Source organism: Mycobacterium kyorinense, from assembly GCF_001672775.1.
Classification (GTDB): Bacteria; Actinomycetota; Actinomycetes; order Mycobacteriales; family Mycobacteriaceae; genus Mycobacterium; species Mycobacterium kyorinense_A.
Window position 1 is genome coordinate 24,148 of record NZ_LZKJ01000177.1, and the last position, 15,607, is coordinate 39,754.

Annotated in this window: 17 protein-coding genes; 4 read left to right on the forward strand and 13 right to left on the reverse strand. The window is 68.2% G+C overall.

Annotation, left to right across the window (positions count from 1 at the left end; genetic code table 11):
* Positions 1 to 60: 60 nt before the first annotated feature.
* From A5707_RS19645 to A5707_RS19660, 4 genes are all read right to left on the reverse strand, one after another.
* The gene (locus tag A5707_RS19645; RefSeq protein ID WP_065016114.1) at positions 61 to 1,728 is read right to left on the reverse strand and encodes a uroporphyrinogen-III synthase; all 1,668 of its coding nucleotides are present in this window, start codon (positions 1,726 to 1,728) and stop codon (positions 61 to 63) included.
* Positions 1,729 to 1,760: 32 nt separating this feature from the next.
* Positions 1,761 to 2,693: a hydroxymethylbilane synthase gene (gene hemC / locus A5707_RS19650; RefSeq protein WP_065016142.1), complete on the reverse strand. Its 933-nt coding sequence runs from the start codon at positions 2,691 to 2,693 to the stop codon at positions 1,761 to 1,763.
* Positions 2,694 to 2,706: 13 nt separating this feature from the next.
* Positions 2,707 to 4,062 carry a glutamyl-tRNA reductase gene (locus A5707_RS19655; protein WP_065016115.1) on the reverse strand — a complete coding sequence of 452 codons (1,356 nt, stop codon included), beginning with the start codon at positions 4,060 to 4,062 and terminating at the stop codon, positions 2,707 to 2,709.
* A 123-nt stretch (positions 4,063 to 4,185) separates the two neighbouring features.
* Entirely contained in the window at positions 4,186 to 4,446 is a 261-nt protein-coding gene (locus A5707_RS19660; RefSeq protein ID WP_065016116.1) for a glutaredoxin family protein, read from the reverse strand.
* A 96-nt stretch (positions 4,447 to 4,542) separates the two neighbouring features.
* Here A5707_RS19660 and A5707_RS19665 point away from each other — a divergent pair, with 96 nt between their 5' ends.
* The 3 genes from A5707_RS19665 to A5707_RS19675 all read left to right on the forward strand — a co-directional run bounded on the left by A5707_RS19665 (position 4,543) and on the right by A5707_RS19675 (position 7,034).
* Positions 4,543 to 5,433, forward strand: coding sequence for an HAD family hydrolase (locus A5707_RS19665; RefSeq protein ID WP_065016117.1), 891 nt, complete (start codon positions 4,543 to 4,545; stop codon positions 5,431 to 5,433).
* A 181-nt stretch (positions 5,434 to 5,614) separates the two neighbouring features.
* On the forward strand, positions 5,615 to 6,127 hold the full coding sequence (locus tag A5707_RS19670; protein ID WP_065016118.1) for an FAS1-like dehydratase domain-containing protein: 513 nt from the start codon (positions 5,615 to 5,617) through the stop codon (positions 6,125 to 6,127).
* Positions 6,128 to 6,161: 34 nt separating this feature from the next.
* Entirely contained in the window at positions 6,162 to 7,034 is an 873-nt protein-coding gene (locus A5707_RS19675) for a cyclopropane mycolic acid synthase family methyltransferase (RefSeq protein ID WP_197495384.1), read from the forward strand.
* Between the two features lie 80 nt (positions 7,035 to 7,114).
* On the opposite strand, the gene A5707_RS19680 is transcribed toward A5707_RS19675, so the two are convergent.
* From A5707_RS19680 to A5707_RS19715, 9 genes are all read right to left on the reverse strand, one after another.
* The gene (locus A5707_RS19680) at positions 7,115 to 8,206 is read right to left on the reverse strand and encodes a lysophospholipid acyltransferase family protein (RefSeq protein WP_082969571.1); all 1,092 of its coding nucleotides are present in this window, start codon (positions 8,204 to 8,206) and stop codon (positions 7,115 to 7,117) included.
* Positions 8,188 to 9,330 carry an SDR family oxidoreductase gene (locus A5707_RS19685; protein ID WP_065016120.1) on the reverse strand — a complete coding sequence of 381 codons (1,143 nt, stop codon included), beginning with the start codon at positions 9,328 to 9,330 and terminating at the stop codon, positions 8,188 to 8,190. Before A5707_RS19685 ends, A5707_RS19680 begins: the two co-directional genes overlap by 19 nt.
* A 74-nt stretch (positions 9,331 to 9,404) precedes the next feature.
* Complete coding sequence (locus A5707_RS23530; RefSeq protein ID WP_003402602.1) at positions 9,405 to 9,506, reverse strand: 30S ribosomal protein bS22; 102 nt, start codon at positions 9,504 to 9,506, stop codon at positions 9,405 to 9,407.
* Between the two features lie 178 nt (positions 9,507 to 9,684).
* Positions 9,685 to 9,948: a helix-turn-helix domain-containing protein gene (locus A5707_RS19690; RefSeq protein ID WP_065016121.1), complete on the reverse strand. Its 264-nt coding sequence runs from the start codon at positions 9,946 to 9,948 to the stop codon at positions 9,685 to 9,687.
* Positions 9,949 to 10,086: 138 nt separating this feature from the next.
* Positions 10,087 to 10,962 (reverse strand): pyrroline-5-carboxylate reductase, encoded by an 876-nt coding sequence (gene proC / locus A5707_RS19695; RefSeq protein ID WP_197495383.1) that lies wholly within the window; start codon positions 10,960 to 10,962, stop codon positions 10,087 to 10,089.
* 28 nt (positions 10,963 to 10,990) lie between these two features.
* Positions 10,991 to 11,806, reverse strand: a complete 816-nt coding sequence (locus A5707_RS19700; protein ID WP_065016123.1) for a thioesterase family protein — start codon at positions 11,804 to 11,806, stop codon at positions 10,991 to 10,993.
* A gap of 25 nt (positions 11,807 to 11,831) precedes the next feature.
* Positions 11,832 to 12,674 (reverse strand): sugar phosphate isomerase/epimerase family protein, encoded by an 843-nt coding sequence (locus A5707_RS19705; RefSeq protein ID WP_065016124.1) that lies wholly within the window; start codon positions 12,672 to 12,674, stop codon positions 11,832 to 11,834.
* A gap of 7 nt (positions 12,675 to 12,681) precedes the next feature.
* Positions 12,682 to 13,680 (reverse strand): hypothetical protein, encoded by a 999-nt coding sequence (locus tag A5707_RS19710; RefSeq protein ID WP_065016125.1) that lies wholly within the window; start codon positions 13,678 to 13,680, stop codon positions 12,682 to 12,684.
* Entirely contained in the window at positions 13,677 to 14,696 is a 1,020-nt protein-coding gene (locus A5707_RS19715; RefSeq protein WP_065016126.1) for a Ppx/GppA phosphatase family protein, read from the reverse strand. The genes A5707_RS19710 and A5707_RS19715 overlap by 4 nt, the downstream gene beginning before the upstream one ends.
* Before the next feature lie 116 nt (positions 14,697 to 14,812).
* On the opposite strand from A5707_RS19715, the gene A5707_RS19720 reads away from it, so the two are divergent.
* Positions 14,813 to 15,598 (forward strand): hypothetical protein, encoded by a 786-nt coding sequence (locus A5707_RS19720; RefSeq protein ID WP_419866450.1) that lies wholly within the window; start codon positions 14,813 to 14,815, stop codon positions 15,596 to 15,598.
* The last annotated feature ends 9 nt before the right edge of the window (positions 15,599 to 15,607 follow it).

Below are 15,607 nucleotides of genomic sequence, written 5' to 3' on the forward strand. Positions count from 1 at the left end.
AATGCCAGCCCTCACCGCGTGTCGTTGTACAAACACGCACGCTCGGCGGCTCGATACCCATTACCGCCTGCGGCTCTTCTTACGCGGCGGCGGCAACGCGCCCTCGGCCCGCAGCCGGGCGGCGTGCTCGGCCAGCGCCTCGATCAGCGGACCCACCGCGGCGGTCTCCGGTTGGACGTCGACGCGCAAACCGAACTCGGCGGCCGTCTCGGCGGTCTTGGGGCCGATGCAGGCGACGATGGTGCGCGCGTGCGGCTTGCCGGCGATGCCGACCAGGTTGCGCACCGTCGACGACGACGTGAAGCAGACCGCGTCGAATCCACCGGTCTTGATCATCTCGCGGGTGGCCGCCGGCGGCGGCGCGGCCCGCACCGTCCGGTAGGCGGTGACGTCCTCGATCTCCCAGCCGCGTTCGCGCAGCCCCTCGGCCAGCGTCTCGGTCGCGATGTCGGCCCGCGGCAGCAGCACCCGGTTGACCGGGTCGAAAACGCTGTCGTACGGCGGGAATTCGTCGAGCAGGCCCAGCGAGGACTGCTCACCGGAGGGCACCAGCTCCGGGCTGATTCCGAAGGCGCGCACCCGATCGGCGGTCGCCTCGCCGACGCAGGCGATCTTGACCCCGGAGAACGCGCGGGCATCCAGCCCGAACTCGCCGAACTTCTCCCACACCGCGCGCACCGCGTTGGTGGAGGTGAACACCACCCACTGGTAGCGGCCGTCGACCAAGCCCTTGACCGCGCGTTCCATCTGCGCGGGGCTGCGCGGCGGCTCGACGGCGATCGTGGGTACCTCGATCGGCAGCGCGCCGTGTCCGGTCAGCCGCTCGCTCATTTCGCCGGCCTGATCCTTGGTCCGCGGCACCAGCACGGTCCAGCCGTACAAGGCGCGGCTCTCCCACCAGTTCAGCTTGGCCCGGTTGGCCACCGTCTTGCCGATGGTCATCACCACCGGCCCGGTCAACGGCCCGGCCGGGTCGGTGCCGCCCAGCGCGGCACCCTCGGCCAGCACGCCCAGCGTCGACTCCACCGACCGCTGCGCGCAGGTGGTGCCGGCGGCGGTCACCACGCACGGTGTTGACTCGGTGAGCCCGTACTCGACCAGGGTGCGGGCCGCCTCGGCCACGTGCGACGCGGTGGCCTGCAGGATCAGCGGGCCCGGCGCGGCGGCCAGTGCCGACCAGTCGTCCTCTTTGAGGTCGGCGCGCACGTCAGCGACGGTGTGCGACGAACCCAGCGGCAACCCCGCATACGTCGGGGTCGCGCAGCTGGGCGCCAGCCCCGGCACGATTTCGAAGTGCAGGTGGCTGCGCGCCACCGCATTGACCTCGGTGATGACCGCGTCCACCGACAGCGGGTCACCGGCCACCAGCCGTATCACGTCGGCCCCGGAACGAGCCTCGGCGACAAGCGTTTTGGCCACCTCCGCCGCATCTCCCAGCGCCGGCCGGATGTCCGGCCCGACGGACACCACCGCGGCAGGGGTGTCGTCAGCCGCACCCTCGGCGGTGTCTGGACCGGGCTCGGCCGGCCCGGATACCGGCGGCAGGTCCTTGCCGATCAAAGCCAGCACCGACTCCGGCACGTCGGGGTCGGTGAAAACCAGGGCCGCATTCGCCAGCGCGACGACGGCCCGCGTCGTCAGCAGACCGGGATCTCCCGGACCAGAGCCCACAAACGTGATGCGCCCCGGCTTCGGCTTACGTCCTCGTACGCCTACTTGGCGAGTCATGTGCTACTCCCACCTCGTTCTCGCGCGGGTTCCTACCGCGCGCTGCCCGACATGAGTTCCCGTGCTCCCAGCTCGAACAGCTCCGCGGCCACCGAGAGCCCCAGCTCTCGTGCCCGCCCCGGACTGCCGATACCGGACGCGCGGATCACGTCGGATCCGTCCAGCGCCGCCACGCAGCCGCGCAGCGACAGCTCCTCGAAGACATGTGAGTCGTCCTCGTCGATGGACTCGACCACCTCGGCGATCGCGCCCACCGGCGCGGAGCAACCTGCCTCCAGTTCGGCGAGCAGGGCACGCTCGGCGGTGACGGCCGCGCGGGTGTCGACGTCGTCGAGCTCCGCCAGCAGTGCCGCCAGTCCGGTGTCCCCGGCGCGGCACTCGACGGCGAGCGCCCCTTGAGCCGGCGCTGGCAACATCTGCACCGGTTCGAGCGTCTCGGTGACAGCGTCGAGTCGGCCCAGCCGGGCCAGACCCGCCCGAGCCACCACGATTGCGTCGAGATCACCGCTGCTTACCCTGTTCAACCTGGTATCTAGGTTGCCTCTTAGGGGGCGGATTTCCAAACCGAGACCCAGTGCTCTAAGCTGTGCGGCCCGCCGGGGCGACGAAGTGCCCACCACCGAGCCCGTCGGCAACTCCGCCAGCACCAGCCCGTCGCGGGCCACCACGGCGTCGCGGGGGTCTTCCCGCGCAGGTATGGCCGCCACGGTGAAGCGCGGATCGTCGGCGGTCGGCAAATCTTTGTGGGAGTGCACCGCCGCGTCGACGCGGCCGTCCTCGATGGCCTCGCGCAGTGCCGCGGTGAACACGCCGACGCCGAGGGTGTCGATCGGCTCCGACGAGCGGTCGCCCGTGGTGCTGATGGTGACCAGCTCCGCGGAATGGCCCGCGGCTATCAGAGCGTCTCGGACGCCACCGGCCTGGGTGGTGGCCAACAAGCTTCCCCGAGTGCCTATCCGGATCACGTCGGTCAAGCGGCTACTCAGCGGAATCGGTTGGGACGGAGGGCAATTCGCCAGCCGTTGCGACGGCGTCGACGGCGGTCTGGTCGAGTTCGAAGAGCTCACGCAGCGCCTCGGCGTAGCTGTCGCCGCCGGGCGCACTGGCCAGCTGCTTGATCCGCACGGTCGGCGCGTGCAGCAGTTTGTCCACCACCCGCCGGACGGTGCGGGCGACCTCGTCGCGGTGGGTGGCCTCGAGCCCGGGCAGCCGGTTGTCCAGGCGCAGCAACTCCGCCTCGACGACGTCGGCGGCGCGTTGGCGCAGCGCGGTCACCGTCGGCGTCACCTCGGCCATCCGCTGACCGGCCAGGTAGGTGGCGACTTCGCCGGCGACGATGTGGCGGGCGGCCTCGGCGTCGGCTGCGGCCGCGCGTGCCGACGGTTCGCGCTGCACGCGATCCATGTCGACGACCCACACGCCGGGCAGGCCGGCCACTGCCGGGTCGACGTCGCGCGGCATGCCGAGGTCGCAGATCACCAGCGGCTGAGCGGATTCGTCCCGGCGGGCGGCGGCCAGCGCGTGGTGCACGTCGGCCAGTGAAACCACCGGGCGTACCGCACCGGTGCAGCTGACCACGACGTCGGCGTCGGCCAGTGCGCTGGGCAGCCGCTCGAGGCTCCAGGCCTCGGCTTTGGCGCCGCCGTCGCGGATTTTGCGGGCCAGTCGCTGCGCGCGGGGCAGCGATCGGTTGACGACGTGGACGTGCTCGATGCCCGCCCGGGCCAGGTGCGCCGCCGACAGCGCGCCCATCGCGCCGGCGCCGATCACCACGGCCGTCTTGCCGGTCAGGCCGGCCTGACCCAGCTTGTTACCGGCCATGCCCAGCGCCACCGACACCACCGATGCGCCGGCGGCGTCGATTCCGGTTTCCGAATGCACCCGCTTGCCCACTGCCAGCGCGCGTTGAGCCAGTTCGTGCAGCACCCGGCCGACGGTGCGGTTGGCCTCGGCGGTGGCGTAGGCGCGGCGGACCTGGCCGAGCACCTGCTGTTCGCCGAGCACCGCCGAATCCAAGCCGCCGGCGACAGCGAACAGATGCTCGACGGCGGCCTCGCTGTACCGGACGTAGGCGTATTTGGTCAGATCGCCCAGCGACATCCCGGAATGCTCGGACAGCACCTGGCCGATGACCGACAGGCCGCCGTGGAAGGCGTCGACCACCGCGTAGACCTCGACCCGGTTGCAGGTGGACAACACCATGGCCTCGGTCACCAGCGGCGACTGCAGCACCTCGTCGATGATCTTGATCTGGTCGGACTCATCGGTCGACAGTTGCTCCAGAACCGAGACTGGCGCGCTGCGGTGGGAGACCCCGAAGAGCAGGACGCTCACGGCTGAATCACCTGGCCTGCTCCCTTGCTTTCACCAGTGAACGAACTGACATCCACGGTAGTCGTTCGACAGGTTGGCCACCAAATTCGCGTTGCGCTGCTCACTGCGCGGTGGCCGCCGAGGTCACCGTTCGGCCAGATCGGCGCGCAGCCGGGGCTCGTCGACCTCCCAGTAGCTGTGCTCGCGGCCGTCGAGCAGCACGACCGGCAGCCGATCGCCGAATTCGGCGCGCAGCCCGGGATTTCCGGCGGCCGCGGCTGCGTCGACATCGGTGGCCGACAGCCCGAAACCCAACTCGGTGGCCAGTTCGGCCAGTTGCGCGTAGACCCGCGCACAGATCGCACATCCGTCGCGGGTCAACAACTCCACCTGCCGCGGGCCCATGGCCACAGTGTGGCACCCGTCTCACGGCGCAAGGCGGCAAGCCCAGGGCGGATAGGGTTGAACCGGCACAGTCGGCGCACCGAGAGGAGGTCGGAGATGACGTCTCCCGGCCCGGGCGGAGTCGACCCGCAGACGGTAGCCTCCAACGCCAGCGCCGAACGCGCACTCGACGGGTTGCACGCCGCCGACGCGCCGGACGCCGAGCAGCCGCCGATCGACCTCACCGCGGCCGCGTTCTTCGACGTGGACAACACCCTGGTGCAGGGCTCGTCGCTGGTGCATTTTGGCCGGGGGCTGGCCGCCCGCAAGTACTTCACCTACCGCGACGTGCTCGGATTCATCTACGCGCAGGCCAAGTTTCAGCTGTCTGGGCGAGAAAACAGCGACGACGTCGCCGCCGGCCGGCGCAAGGCGCTGGCGTTCATCGAAGGCCGGCCGACCACCGAGCTGATGGCGCTCGGCGAGGAGATTTACGACGAGATCATCGCCGACAAGATCTGGACCGGCACCCGGGAGTTGGCGCAGATGCATCTCGACGCGGGCCAGCAGGTGTGGCTGGTCACCGCCACGCCCTACGAGCTCGCGGTGACCATCGCCGGGCGTCTGGGGCTGACCGGGGCGTTGGGCACCGTCGCCGAGTCGGTCGACGGGGTGTTCACCGGCCGGCTGGTCGGCGAACTGTTGCACGGCACCGGTAAAGCCCATGCCGTGCGCTCGCTGGCCATCCGGGAAGGGCTCAACCTCAGGCGCTGCACCGCCTACTCCGACAGCTACAACGACGTGCCGATGCTGTCGCTGGTGGGCACTGCGGTCGCGATCAACCCGGACGCCCGACTGCGCAGCCTGGCCCGGGAACGCGGCTGGGAGATCCGCGACTTTCGGACCGCGCGCAAGGCGGCTCGAATCGGGGTGCCGTCGGCGCTGGCGTTGGGGGCGGCCGGTGGGGCCCTGGCGGCGGCCGTGTCGCGTCGCCACGAGCGCGGGTAACGCGCGAGGGGCGCACCGACCGCATGCAGCCCCGTGTCGCGTCGCCACGAGCGCGGGTAGCGCGCGAGGGGCGCACCGACCGCATGTAGCCCGTGTCGCGCCGCCACGAGCGCGGAAGCGGCTAATCGGCAATGCCGCTGATAAGCTGCGCCGCTGAGCCCATACGAGCGGAGAGCAGCGCATGGCAGTGCCCGAAGGTACCGAAGCACTCATCGGTACCCATTACCGATTCCCGGACTACTTCGAGGTCGGACGCGAAAAAATCCGTGAGTTCGCCGAGGCGGTCCAAGACGAGCACCCCATGCACTTCTCCGAAACCGCTGCCGCCGAGGCCGGATATCCCGCGATGGTGGCCTCGCTGACCTTCCTCGCCATCGCCGGGCGGCGGGTCCAACTGGATGTCTTCACCAAATTCGATATCCCGATCAATCTCGCCCGGGTCCTCCACCGCGACCAGAAGTTCATCTTCCACCGGCCGATCATGACCGGCGACCGGCTGTATTTCGACACCTACCTGGACTCGGTGATCGAATCGCACGGCACCGTGATCGCCGAAATCCGCAGCGAGGTCACCGACGCCGACGGCAAACCCGTGATTACCAGCATCGTCACGATGCTCGGTGAGTCGTCCCACCCGGACGCCGACGCCAGCGCGACGATCGCTGCGATTGCGTCGATTCGGGGCGGGGCTTAGTGTCAGCGCGATGAACCAGGGGGCGAACGACCCGATGAGCACCGATCTGACGCCGCATTTCGACGACGTCCAGTCGCACTACGACCTGTCCGACGACTTCTACCGGCTGTTCTTGGACCCGTCGCAGACCTACAGCTGCGCCTACTTCGAGCGCGACGACATGACCTTGGAAGAAGCGCAACGCGCCAAGGTCGACCTGTCACTGGGCAAGCTGGATCTGCAGCCGGGGATGACGCTGCTCGACATTGGTTGCGGTTGGGGCGCGACCCTGCGGCGCGCGATCGAAAAATACGACGTCAACGCCATCGGCCTGACGTTGAGCAAGAACCAGGCCGCGCATGTGCAGAAGTCGTTCGACGCGATGGACAGCCCGCGCTCCAAAGAGGTGCGGCTGCAGGGTTGGGAGCAGTTCCACGAGTCGGTGGACCGGATCGTCTCGATCGGCGCGTTCGAACATTTCGGCCGCGACCGCTACACCGAGTTTTTCAAGATGGCGAGCGAGGCCCTGCCCCCGGGCGGCGTGATGATGCTGCACACCATCATCAAGCCCAGCGACGAGGAGTTCGCCGAGCGCGGGCTGCCGGTCACGATGCGGCACCTGCGGTTTTTCAAGTTCATCATGGACGAGATCTTCCCGGGCGGAGATTTGCCGCAGGCGAAGGTGGTGGAGGAGCACGCGGCCAAGGCGGGCTTCACGCTGACCAAGAAGCAGCCGCTGCGGCTGCATTACGCACGCACCCTAGACATTTGGGCCCAGACGCTGGAGTCGCGCAAGGACGAGGCCATCGCGATGCAGTCCCAAGAGGTCTACGACCGGTACATGAAATACCTGACCGGTTGCGCCGACCTGTTCCGCGAGGGCTACACCGACGTCTGCCAATTCACGTTGGTCAAGCCAGCAGCCTAATTCACAGCCCCGAACGTCGACTTATCGTTGAAATTCAAGGATTTTCGCCCAACAAGTCGACGTTCGGCCGCTAAGCGGTGCTAGCCGAGGAACACGTTGCGCCGACCGGCCAACAGGCGGTACAGCGTCTGCTGGATCGTCTCGCGAACCTGGTCCGTCAACTCGAACGTGACCATCGGGTCATCGGCATCGGCTGCTTCGTAGTCGGCGGTGGAGATCGGCTCACCAAAGGCGATGTGCCATTTCGACGGCAACGGCAGCAGCCCGGCCGGACCGGCCAACGGGAACAACGGCGTGACCGGGAAGTAGGGCAGGCCGAACAGCCGTGCCAGCAGCTTGATGTCGGCCACCATCGGATAAATCTCCTCGGAGCCGACGATCGAGCACGGCACGATCGGTGCCTTGGTGCGCAGCGCCGCCGACACGAACCCGCCGCGGCCGAAGCGCTGCAGCTTGTAGCGGTCCTTGAACCGCTTGCCCAGGCCCTTGTAGCCCTCCGGGAACACCGCGGTGAGCTCGCCGGCGGCCAGCAGCCGGTGGGCGTCGGCGGTGCAGGCCATGGTGTGACCGGCCTTTCGCGCGGTCTCACCGATCACCGGCAGGTCGAACACCATGTCGGCGGCCAGCAGCCGCAGGTCGCGCTGGGCCGGGTGTTCGTCGTGCACCGCCACGGAGGCCATCAGCCCGTCGAACGGCAGGACCCCGGCGTGGTTGGCGACGACCAGCGCGGCACCCGTCTCGGGCAAGTTCTCCACACCGCTGACCTCGACGCGGAACCAGGATTTGAAGAAGAACCTCAGCAAAGGCCGCACGATCGCGTCGTTGAAATGCGGATCGAAGCCGAACTCGTCGATGCTGTAATCACCGGTGAGCCGCTGCCGCAGGAATTCGGCGACGGCGCCCACGCGCTGTGCGAGGTCGTTGCCGGGCGAGGCGGCTTCGGGCTTACCGCCGGCCGCCCGGCGGTGCTGATCGATCTCGCTGACAACCGCGGCGATCTGCTCGGCCGATGCCCGCGCGTCCGGATCGGACAGCAGCGAGGGGTGTCGACGCGAGGCCTCGGTGCGTTGGCCAGCACGCCGTTGCGCGGCTGCACGATTTGGATTCGAGTGCAGCGGAATGACTTTCGCCCTGTTTTCGCCCGCCACGATATCTACCTGCCCCCACCCCATGGGATTGATTTCAGGTTGCCTAGGCGCTGCGCTGCGGATACGGCATGACCTTCCAAGGAGAGTACCAACTCCGGTCTAATAATGGGAGTCATGGCTCGGCCGCGAAGATAATCATCGAATGCTTCAGCCGTCGTCCACTTGGGGTGAAAGTCGAGTTCGTCGCGCATTCGCGTGGTGTCCATAACTCGGCCATAACTGAGATAGTCGAGTTGCTCACGATTTATTTCGGTATAGCGATTAGCCCGTCTCAGCGAATCGAGCGCCCACAGCCCGAATCCGGGTACCGGCAGCGGGATCCGGCCGGCGCGCCGGATCGCTTGCGACAGCATCATGATCCCGCTGGCGCCGACGTTGAAGGTGCCGGCCTTGCCGGCCATCGCGGCGCGCTCCAGCGCCCCCAGGGCGTCCTGCTCGTGCAGCAACTGCAGCCGGGCGTCGCGGCCGGCGACCGTCGGGACCAGCGGCCCGGCCAGGTAGCGCGACAGCGTGGTGTCCATCGCCGGCCCGATCATGTTGGCCAGCCGCAGAATGGTCACCGAGATATCGGACCGACGCCGGCCCAGCCCGCGGGCATACCCCTCGATGTCGAGGCTGTCCTTGGGGAAGCCTTCCCGGAAGGGGCGACGGCTGCTGCAGTCCTCGGTGAACATCACCGGGTCATGCGGGCTAGATCCGTAGACCTCCGACGTCGACTTCAACACGACGCGGCGCAACGAGGGCGCCTTTTGGCAGGCCGCGAACAATTGCATCGCGCCCATCACGTTGATTTCCTTCAACGCCGCCCCGCCCCCGGCCCGCGGTACATACGACGCCGCCGCCGCGTGCACCACGGTGTCGACGTCGCCGTTTCGAATCACCTTGGCGATAAAGGGGTTGCGTATATCGGCGCGGACGAATTCGGCGCGGCCCATCCGGCGCAGCATGTCCTTGCTGGGGGCGATCGCATCGACGGCGATGACCCGGTTGATCAACGGGTTCTGGGCAAGCCGGGCCGTCAGGTAACCGCCCAGAAACCGGCACGCGCCGGTGACCAGCACGACTTTCGGGTAATGGACGGTATCGGTGCCTGTGCCGCGTGATTTGGCGCCCGTTTCCGCACCGGGTTGACCGTCCGACGAATCCACTCCGCCAGCCTAACGGGCTGGTGCTACCGCAGCGTTACCAAACAACGGTCGCCAGCGACGAGTTCGGGCCGAAATTACTTGCCGAGTTTTCTGCGCTGCACCCGGGTACGGCGAAGCAGCTTGCGGTGCTTCTTCTTCGACATCCTCTTGCGCCGCTTCTTGATTACTGAGCCCATAACTCCGCTATCTGTGTGGCCATCCGAGTCCACCGTGGCCGCTGCTGAAATGACCCGGTTACTCTACCTGGGCCGCCACCCGGAACGGAAAAGCGTCGACTGGGCATCCTGGGCGACGACGCACGCCGCCGTGAGCGCACAGTGAGCGCCGTGAGCGCACTCTCAACGCAGGTTCGTGTTAGCCGGCGTCGAAGTAGGAGCTCTCCAGCATGTCGTGCACGGCCTTGGCGTGCACCCGGAAGGATCGCCCGACGCGAACCGCAGGCAGTTCACCGTTGTGAACCAGCCGGTAGACCGTCATCTTGCTGACCCGCATCAGCGCCGCCACCTCGGCCACAGTGAGAAATTGTGTCCTGGGCTGTTGGCCGTCGGGCGAACCCGTGTCACGTGCCGATTTACCGCCAGCTGAATCCCGCGCCGATGGCCCGTTCATAGACGTCATCGCAACCCAATCAGTCAGGCCCGCGCAGTCCCAGTGGCTTCCCCTCCGCTGGCACTTACGCGTGCATACAAAGAGGAGAATAGCGGGACTAGTGGGGTTCCTGCGACGGGTGGTAGGAAATCAGAAAAAATTTATGAATTACTCTGATGTGATTCTTAGCTGCTCAGAGCGCCTTTTCGCGGCTTGCACCGCGTCGTCGACCGCGCTGCGCAAACCACCGCGTTCGAGTTCCCGCAGCGCAGCCGCGGTGGTACCGCCGGGTGAGGTAACGGTCGCCCGCAGCCGCGCCGCCGTCGTATCGATGGTGAGATCGGGCGGCGCTTCGCTAGCTGGCGCGCGGTCCTGCTCCATGCGCTCCAACAACATTGCCGCAGACCCGGCCATGGTCTGGGCGACCAGCTCGGTGGCGACCTGACGGGTCAGGCCCACGGCGACGCCCGCATCGACCAATGCCTCGACCACCAGGAAGAAATACGCCGGCCCCGACCCCGACACCGCGGTCACGGCGTCCAGCTGGTTCTCCGGGACGGTCAGCACGCCGCCGACGCAGTCGAACAAGGCGGCGACCTCTTTGAGCTGTTCGGGGGTCACGAAGCGGCCCTTGGCCAGCGCGCTGACTCCCGCCCCGACCAACGCCGGCGCGTTGGGCATCACTCGCACCACCGGTGTGCCGGCCGGCATTTTGGCTTCCAGGTAGCTGGTGGTGACGCCAGCCGCGACGGTGATGAAGACCTGCTCGGGGCTGTCGTCCTCGGCCTGGGCGGCCGCGTGCGCGATCTCGCCGACGACCGACTCGACATCGGAGGGCTTCACGGCGACGATGACGAACGTCGCGTTTTCCACCGCGTCGGTCAGCGAGGCCACCAGCACCGAGTACGTCTCGGCTAGATACCGGGCGCGGTCGGGCTGCCGTTCGGCCACCACGAGGTCTTTGACCTGCCGGCCCGCCCGCAGCAGGCCTGACAGCAACGCCTCCCCCATGTTGCCGCCGCCGATGATCGCGATTCTGGCCATGGGGGCAAGCATGGCAGACCCACGGTGACTAGCGCCCAGGCACCATCGCCAGCTGACGGGTCTGCACCACGATGCGGCCGTCGCAGTCGACGACGGTGTGGTCCTCGTCGAACCAGTCCTGGCCGATCTGCATGCACGTGCACACCACCCGCAGCCAACCGTCGGCGGGCAATCCGCGCAGGTAGGCGGTGAGTTGCACGGTGGGCGCCCAGCCGGTGCGGCCCACCGCGAAGCTCACCGGCGCCGACACGTCGCCGCACATCAGCGCAAACAGCACATCGGGAGCCATGCCGCGCGGCCGCACCCACATCTGGATCATCGGGGGCTGCCCGTCGGTGGGCTCCAGCGTCGAAACCAGCGGCCGCACGTCGCAGCCCTCGGCCAGATGCACCAGCCCGGCCATCGGATGTCCCGGACCGATCGGCGCGACGTCGGCGGGCGGTTCGGGCGCCATCAGCTCGGTGACCGGGTTGGCCGACAGCAACGGCGGGACCACGTGTTCCGGCTCGCCGAGGGTGACCACCGCGTGCACAGCAGTGCGGTCGCCCTGATTGAGCTCGACGTCGACCACGCCGATTCGCCGACCGCGCTTGCGGATCGACGTCACGAGTTGCATCGGGCCGGGGTCGGGCGCCCACAAGAAACTGCCCGACACCGCGACCGGCTGCACGTTGGGGTCACCGTGGACGGTGCGCGCGGCGTTGGCGCACAACGCCAGCATGGCGCCGCCGTGCACCTTGGGCCCAATGGTCCAGTGCTCGTTCAGCTCCCCGTCGAATACGCCGTCGACCTCCGACTGGCGCAACAGCATCGCGTCGCTGAACAGGGTTGATCCAGAGCTCATCGGTTTCCTTCGCGTCCTTGGGGCCTCAACGCAGCAGATGCGTCCGGGCGAACTGCAGCGACTCGGCCAGCATGGCTTCCCGCTCGTGGGCCGACCGCGCCGCCGAGGTGGACACTTCCAGCACGACGTGGCCCGCGAAGCCGCCGGCGGCCAGCATCTCGCACACCTCGACCACCGGTTGGCTACCCCGGCCGGGCACCAGGTGTTCGTCGGCGGGCAGCCCGCTGCCGTCGCACAGATGCAGGTGCACCAGGCCCGACCCCATCCGCTCGGCCATTTCCAGCGCGTCGCTGCCGGCGGTCGCGGTGTGTGACAGGTCCAGCGTGTAGTGCGCGTGGTTGCCGTCCAGCGGATCGTAGGACGGCGAGAACGCCGAAATGCCCAGACCGGGCCCCCCGCCCCGGCGGCGCATCCGTTCGATGGACTGCTCGGCGCCGAAGAACCGGTCGGCGCGGAACGGGAACATGTTCTCGACGGCCACCAGCACGTCGCTGGCGGCTTCCAGCTCGGCGACCTGCTCGGCGAACCCGTCGGCGTAGCGCCGCTGCCACCGGAACGGCGGATGTACGACGACGGTTTGGGCGCCCAGCTTTTCGGCGGCCCGCACGCTGCGTTCCAGCTTGGGAATCGGGTTGGCGCCCCAGACCCGTTGTGAGATCAGCAGACAGGGCGCGTGCACCGACAGCACCGGCATCCGGTAGCGCCTGGAGAGCTTGGCGACCGCGGCGACATCCTGGCTGACCGACTCCCCCCACACCATCAGCTCGACACCGTCGTAGCCGAGGTTGGCGGCATACTCGAAAGCGGCCTCGGTCCTCATCGGATAGACCGAGGCCGTCGACAGACCGACCTTGATGGCTGGGCGCACTGACCAGTTAGCCGGACTGCAACAACGCCAACGGCCCCAGCGTCACCAGTGCCCCCACCGCGACCGCGATCAACGTGCTGGCGATGTCCTCCGTCTTGCGGACCACCCGCACCCCGACCACCAGGCCGAGAATGACCAGCACCGACAGCACCAGGGCCACGATGTTGTTCCACCGCCACAGTTGGTCGAACGCGATGAACAGCCCGGCACCGAAGGCGACGGCCAGGATCGACTGCAGCACAACCAAACCGCCGCGCATCAGGGTTTCGGTGCGACCGGGCCACGCGTAGGTGTCGTCGGCGTCAGCGGCCACATCGTCGTCGAGATCGTCGATGTCGGGGTAGTCCTCGTCGACGTCGTCGCCGTAGTCTTCGTCGGCCTCAGCCTCGGCTTCGGCGTCGACGTCCGCAGAAGCGCTCTTGCCGCCGAAAAGTCGGCTGGCCGAGGAGCGCAGATACGACCGCACGTAGGCGGAGTCGTCGGTGGCCGGTTCGGCCTCCCGCACGTCGGTGTCCATCACGTCGACCGGCATGCCGGCGTAGTCCTCCAACGGATCCGGGTTCATCCCTTCGGCGCCTGCCGCGGCCCCGTCGGCGTCGTCGGTTTGCTCGTCGTCGACCGGGAGGGGTTTGCGTACCGGCAGCGGGTAGGGGCTGCGCTCGGGCCGCGATTCGCGCGCGGGCTGCGGCGGGGACTCCGGCCAGCGGGGCTGCGGTTCGGACCAGTAGGCAGTGGTGTCGGCGGTCTGGTCGTCCGTCGGCTGGTCAACCCGGACCGCGCCATTGGGGCGACGGGAGTGCGATGCGGGCGCGGGGGTCTCGTCGGGCTCGGTGTCCTCGCTGACGACCGGGATTTCGCCGGTCAGTTCAGCGACGGTGACCGCGTCGTCGTTGCCGCGCCGACGTCGACGACGGCCGGCGGGCGGCGGCGCGCCGATAGTGCCGTTCTTGGCCAGCAGTTCGGCTACCGAGATCGGCCGGCTTGAGCTGTCATTGGGTCCAGTCATGGTGTGTTGCTCCTCGATCGGCCAACAGCAGCCCGATCAGCGTGCTGGTTACCAGCATCCCGTACGGACGTCTCGACGAGGGCGGTTCCGTCGGCTTCGCTGTCGAGTTTGCGCAAAATGAGACCTTCCCGTAGCGCCCACGGGCAGATGTCCACGGTTTCGATCGACAGCGCTCGCATACTCGCCTCGGCCACCAGAGCTCCCGCCACGATCTGCGGCGCCCGCTCGGCACTCACTCCTTCCAGCTCGGCACGGTCAGCGGTCGTCATCCTAGAGATGAAAGATATGAGTTGTCTGAGGCCACTGGCGGTGAGTGTCCGCTTCACCCGGGTCCCGGCCGCCGAGGGCGCCGCGCCGGTGAGCCGGGCCAGCGACCGGAACGTCTTCGACGTCGCCACCGCGAGGTCGGGGCTGCCCGCTTCCAGGACGGTTTGGCTGGCGTCGGCCAGCTCGGAGTCCAGCCAGTCGCGCAGCATGCCGACTCGCCGCCGGCCGGGCGGATCGTCTTGCAGCCAGTCGCGGGTCAGCCGTCCGGCGCCCAGCGGCAGCGACAACGCGACTTCGGGTTCCTCGTCGACGCCGCTGGACAGCTCCAACGACCCGCCGCCGATGTCGAGGTTGATGATTCGTCCGGCACTCCACCCGTACCAGCGGCGCACCGACAGGAAGGTCAGCCTCGACTCGTCGACCCCGCGCAGCACCTGCAGCTCGACGCCGGTCTCGGCGCGCACCCGGGACAGCACGTCCTCGGAGTTCTCCGCGTCGCGAACCGCGGACGTGGCAAACGCCATCAGCTCCGCGCAGCCCGAGCTGACCGCGATCTTGCTGAACTCGTCGATCGTCGAAATCAGTTTGTCGGCGCCGCGGCGCGTGATCTTGCCGGAGCTGTCGGTGGCCTCGGCCAGCCGCAGGGTGGCCTTGGTCGAACTCATCGGCGTCGGGTGTCCACCCCGACGCGCGTCGACAACCAACAGATGGACCGTGTTGCTGCCCACGTCAAGCACACCCAATCGCACGAAACACCAGCCTACGTTGGCGTTGAGCGGACCGAACGTCGCCCGGCGACGATGCCGGGCCGTGACACGGCGCGAGGAGGAGCCGGCCAAGACAGCAGTGGTCTACCGTGGAAATCGTGACCAGCTCGCATCCCACCCATCCCGGTGAGGTCGAATTGGACTTCGCGCGGGAATGGGTGGAGTTCTACGACCCGGACAATCCCGAGCATCTGATCGCAGCCGACCTCACCTGGCTGCTGTCGCGGTGGACGTGCGTGTTCGGCACGCCGGCCTGCCAGGGCACCGTGGCGGGGCGCCCCGACGACGGATGTTGTTCGCACGGAGCGTTTTTGTCCGACGACGACGACCGCGCCCGGCTCGACGATGCGGTCTCCCAGTTGACCGACGACGACTGGCAGTTCCGCGAAAAAGGTCTGGGCCGCAAGGGTTATCTCGAGCTCGACGAGCACGACGGCGAAGAGTCTTGGCGCACCCGCAAATACAAAGGTGCGTGCATCTTCTTGAACCGGCCCGGGTTCGAGGCCGGGCCGGGCTGCGCGCTGCACGTCGCGGCGCTGCGGCTCGACGTGCAGCCGCTGACCATGAAGCCCGATGTCTGCTGGCAGTTGCCGATCCGGCGCAGCCAGGAGTGGGTGACCCGCCCCGACGGCAGCGAGATCCTCAAGACCACCGTCACCGAATACGACCGCCGCGGCTGGGGTGCCGGCGGCGCCGACCTGCACTGGTATTGCACCGGCGATCCGGCCGCCCATGTCGGCGCCAAACAGGTGTGGGAAAGCCTGGCCGCCGAACTGACCGAGCTGCTCGGCGATAAGGCCTACGCCGAACTGGCCGCAATGTGCAAGCGGCGCAGCGCATTAGGGCTCGTCGCGGTCCACCCGGCAACCCGGGCCGCCGAATAGCTGCGTCGC

Bases quoted from the DNA above. Each gene is read 5' to 3' on its own strand.
- A5707_RS19670 (WP_065016118.1), top strand. From the start codon at position 5,615: ATGGCAGTGCCCGAAGGTACCGAAGCACTCATCGGTACCCATTACCGA.
- A5707_RS23530 (WP_003402602.1), bottom strand. From the start codon at position 9,506: ATGGGCTCAGTAATCAAGAAGCGGCGCAAGAGGATGTCGAAGAAGAAG.
- A5707_RS19680 (WP_082969571.1), bottom strand. From the start codon at position 8,206: ATGGGGTGGGGGCAGGTAGATATCGTGGCGGGCGAAAACAGGGCGAAA.
- A5707_RS19665 (WP_065016117.1), top strand. From the start codon at position 4,543: ATGACGTCTCCCGGCCCGGGCGGAGTCGACCCGCAGACGGTAGCCTCC.
- proC (WP_197495383.1), bottom strand. From the start codon at position 10,962: ATGGCCAGAATCGCGATCATCGGCGGCGGCAACATGGGGGAGGCGTTG.
- A5707_RS19700 (WP_065016123.1), bottom strand. From the start codon at position 11,806: ATGAGCTCTGGATCAACCCTGTTCAGCGACGCGATGCTGTTGCGCCAG.
- A5707_RS19675 (WP_197495384.1), top strand. From the start codon at position 6,162: ATGAGCACCGATCTGACGCCGCATTTCGACGACGTCCAGTCGCACTAC.
- A5707_RS19690 (WP_065016121.1), bottom strand. From the start codon at position 9,948: ATGACGTCTATGAACGGGCCATCGGCGCGGGATTCAGCTGGCGGTAAA.
- A5707_RS19660 (WP_065016116.1), bottom strand. From the start codon at position 4,446: ATGGGCCCGCGGCAGGTGGAGTTGTTGACCCGCGACGGATGTGCGATC.
- A5707_RS19710 (WP_065016125.1), bottom strand. From the start codon at position 13,680: ATGACTGGACCCAATGACAGCTCAAGCCGGCCGATCTCGGTAGCCGAA.
- A5707_RS19645 (WP_065016114.1), bottom strand. From the start codon at position 1,728: ATGACTCGCCAAGTAGGCGTACGAGGACGTAAGCCGAAGCCGGGGCGC.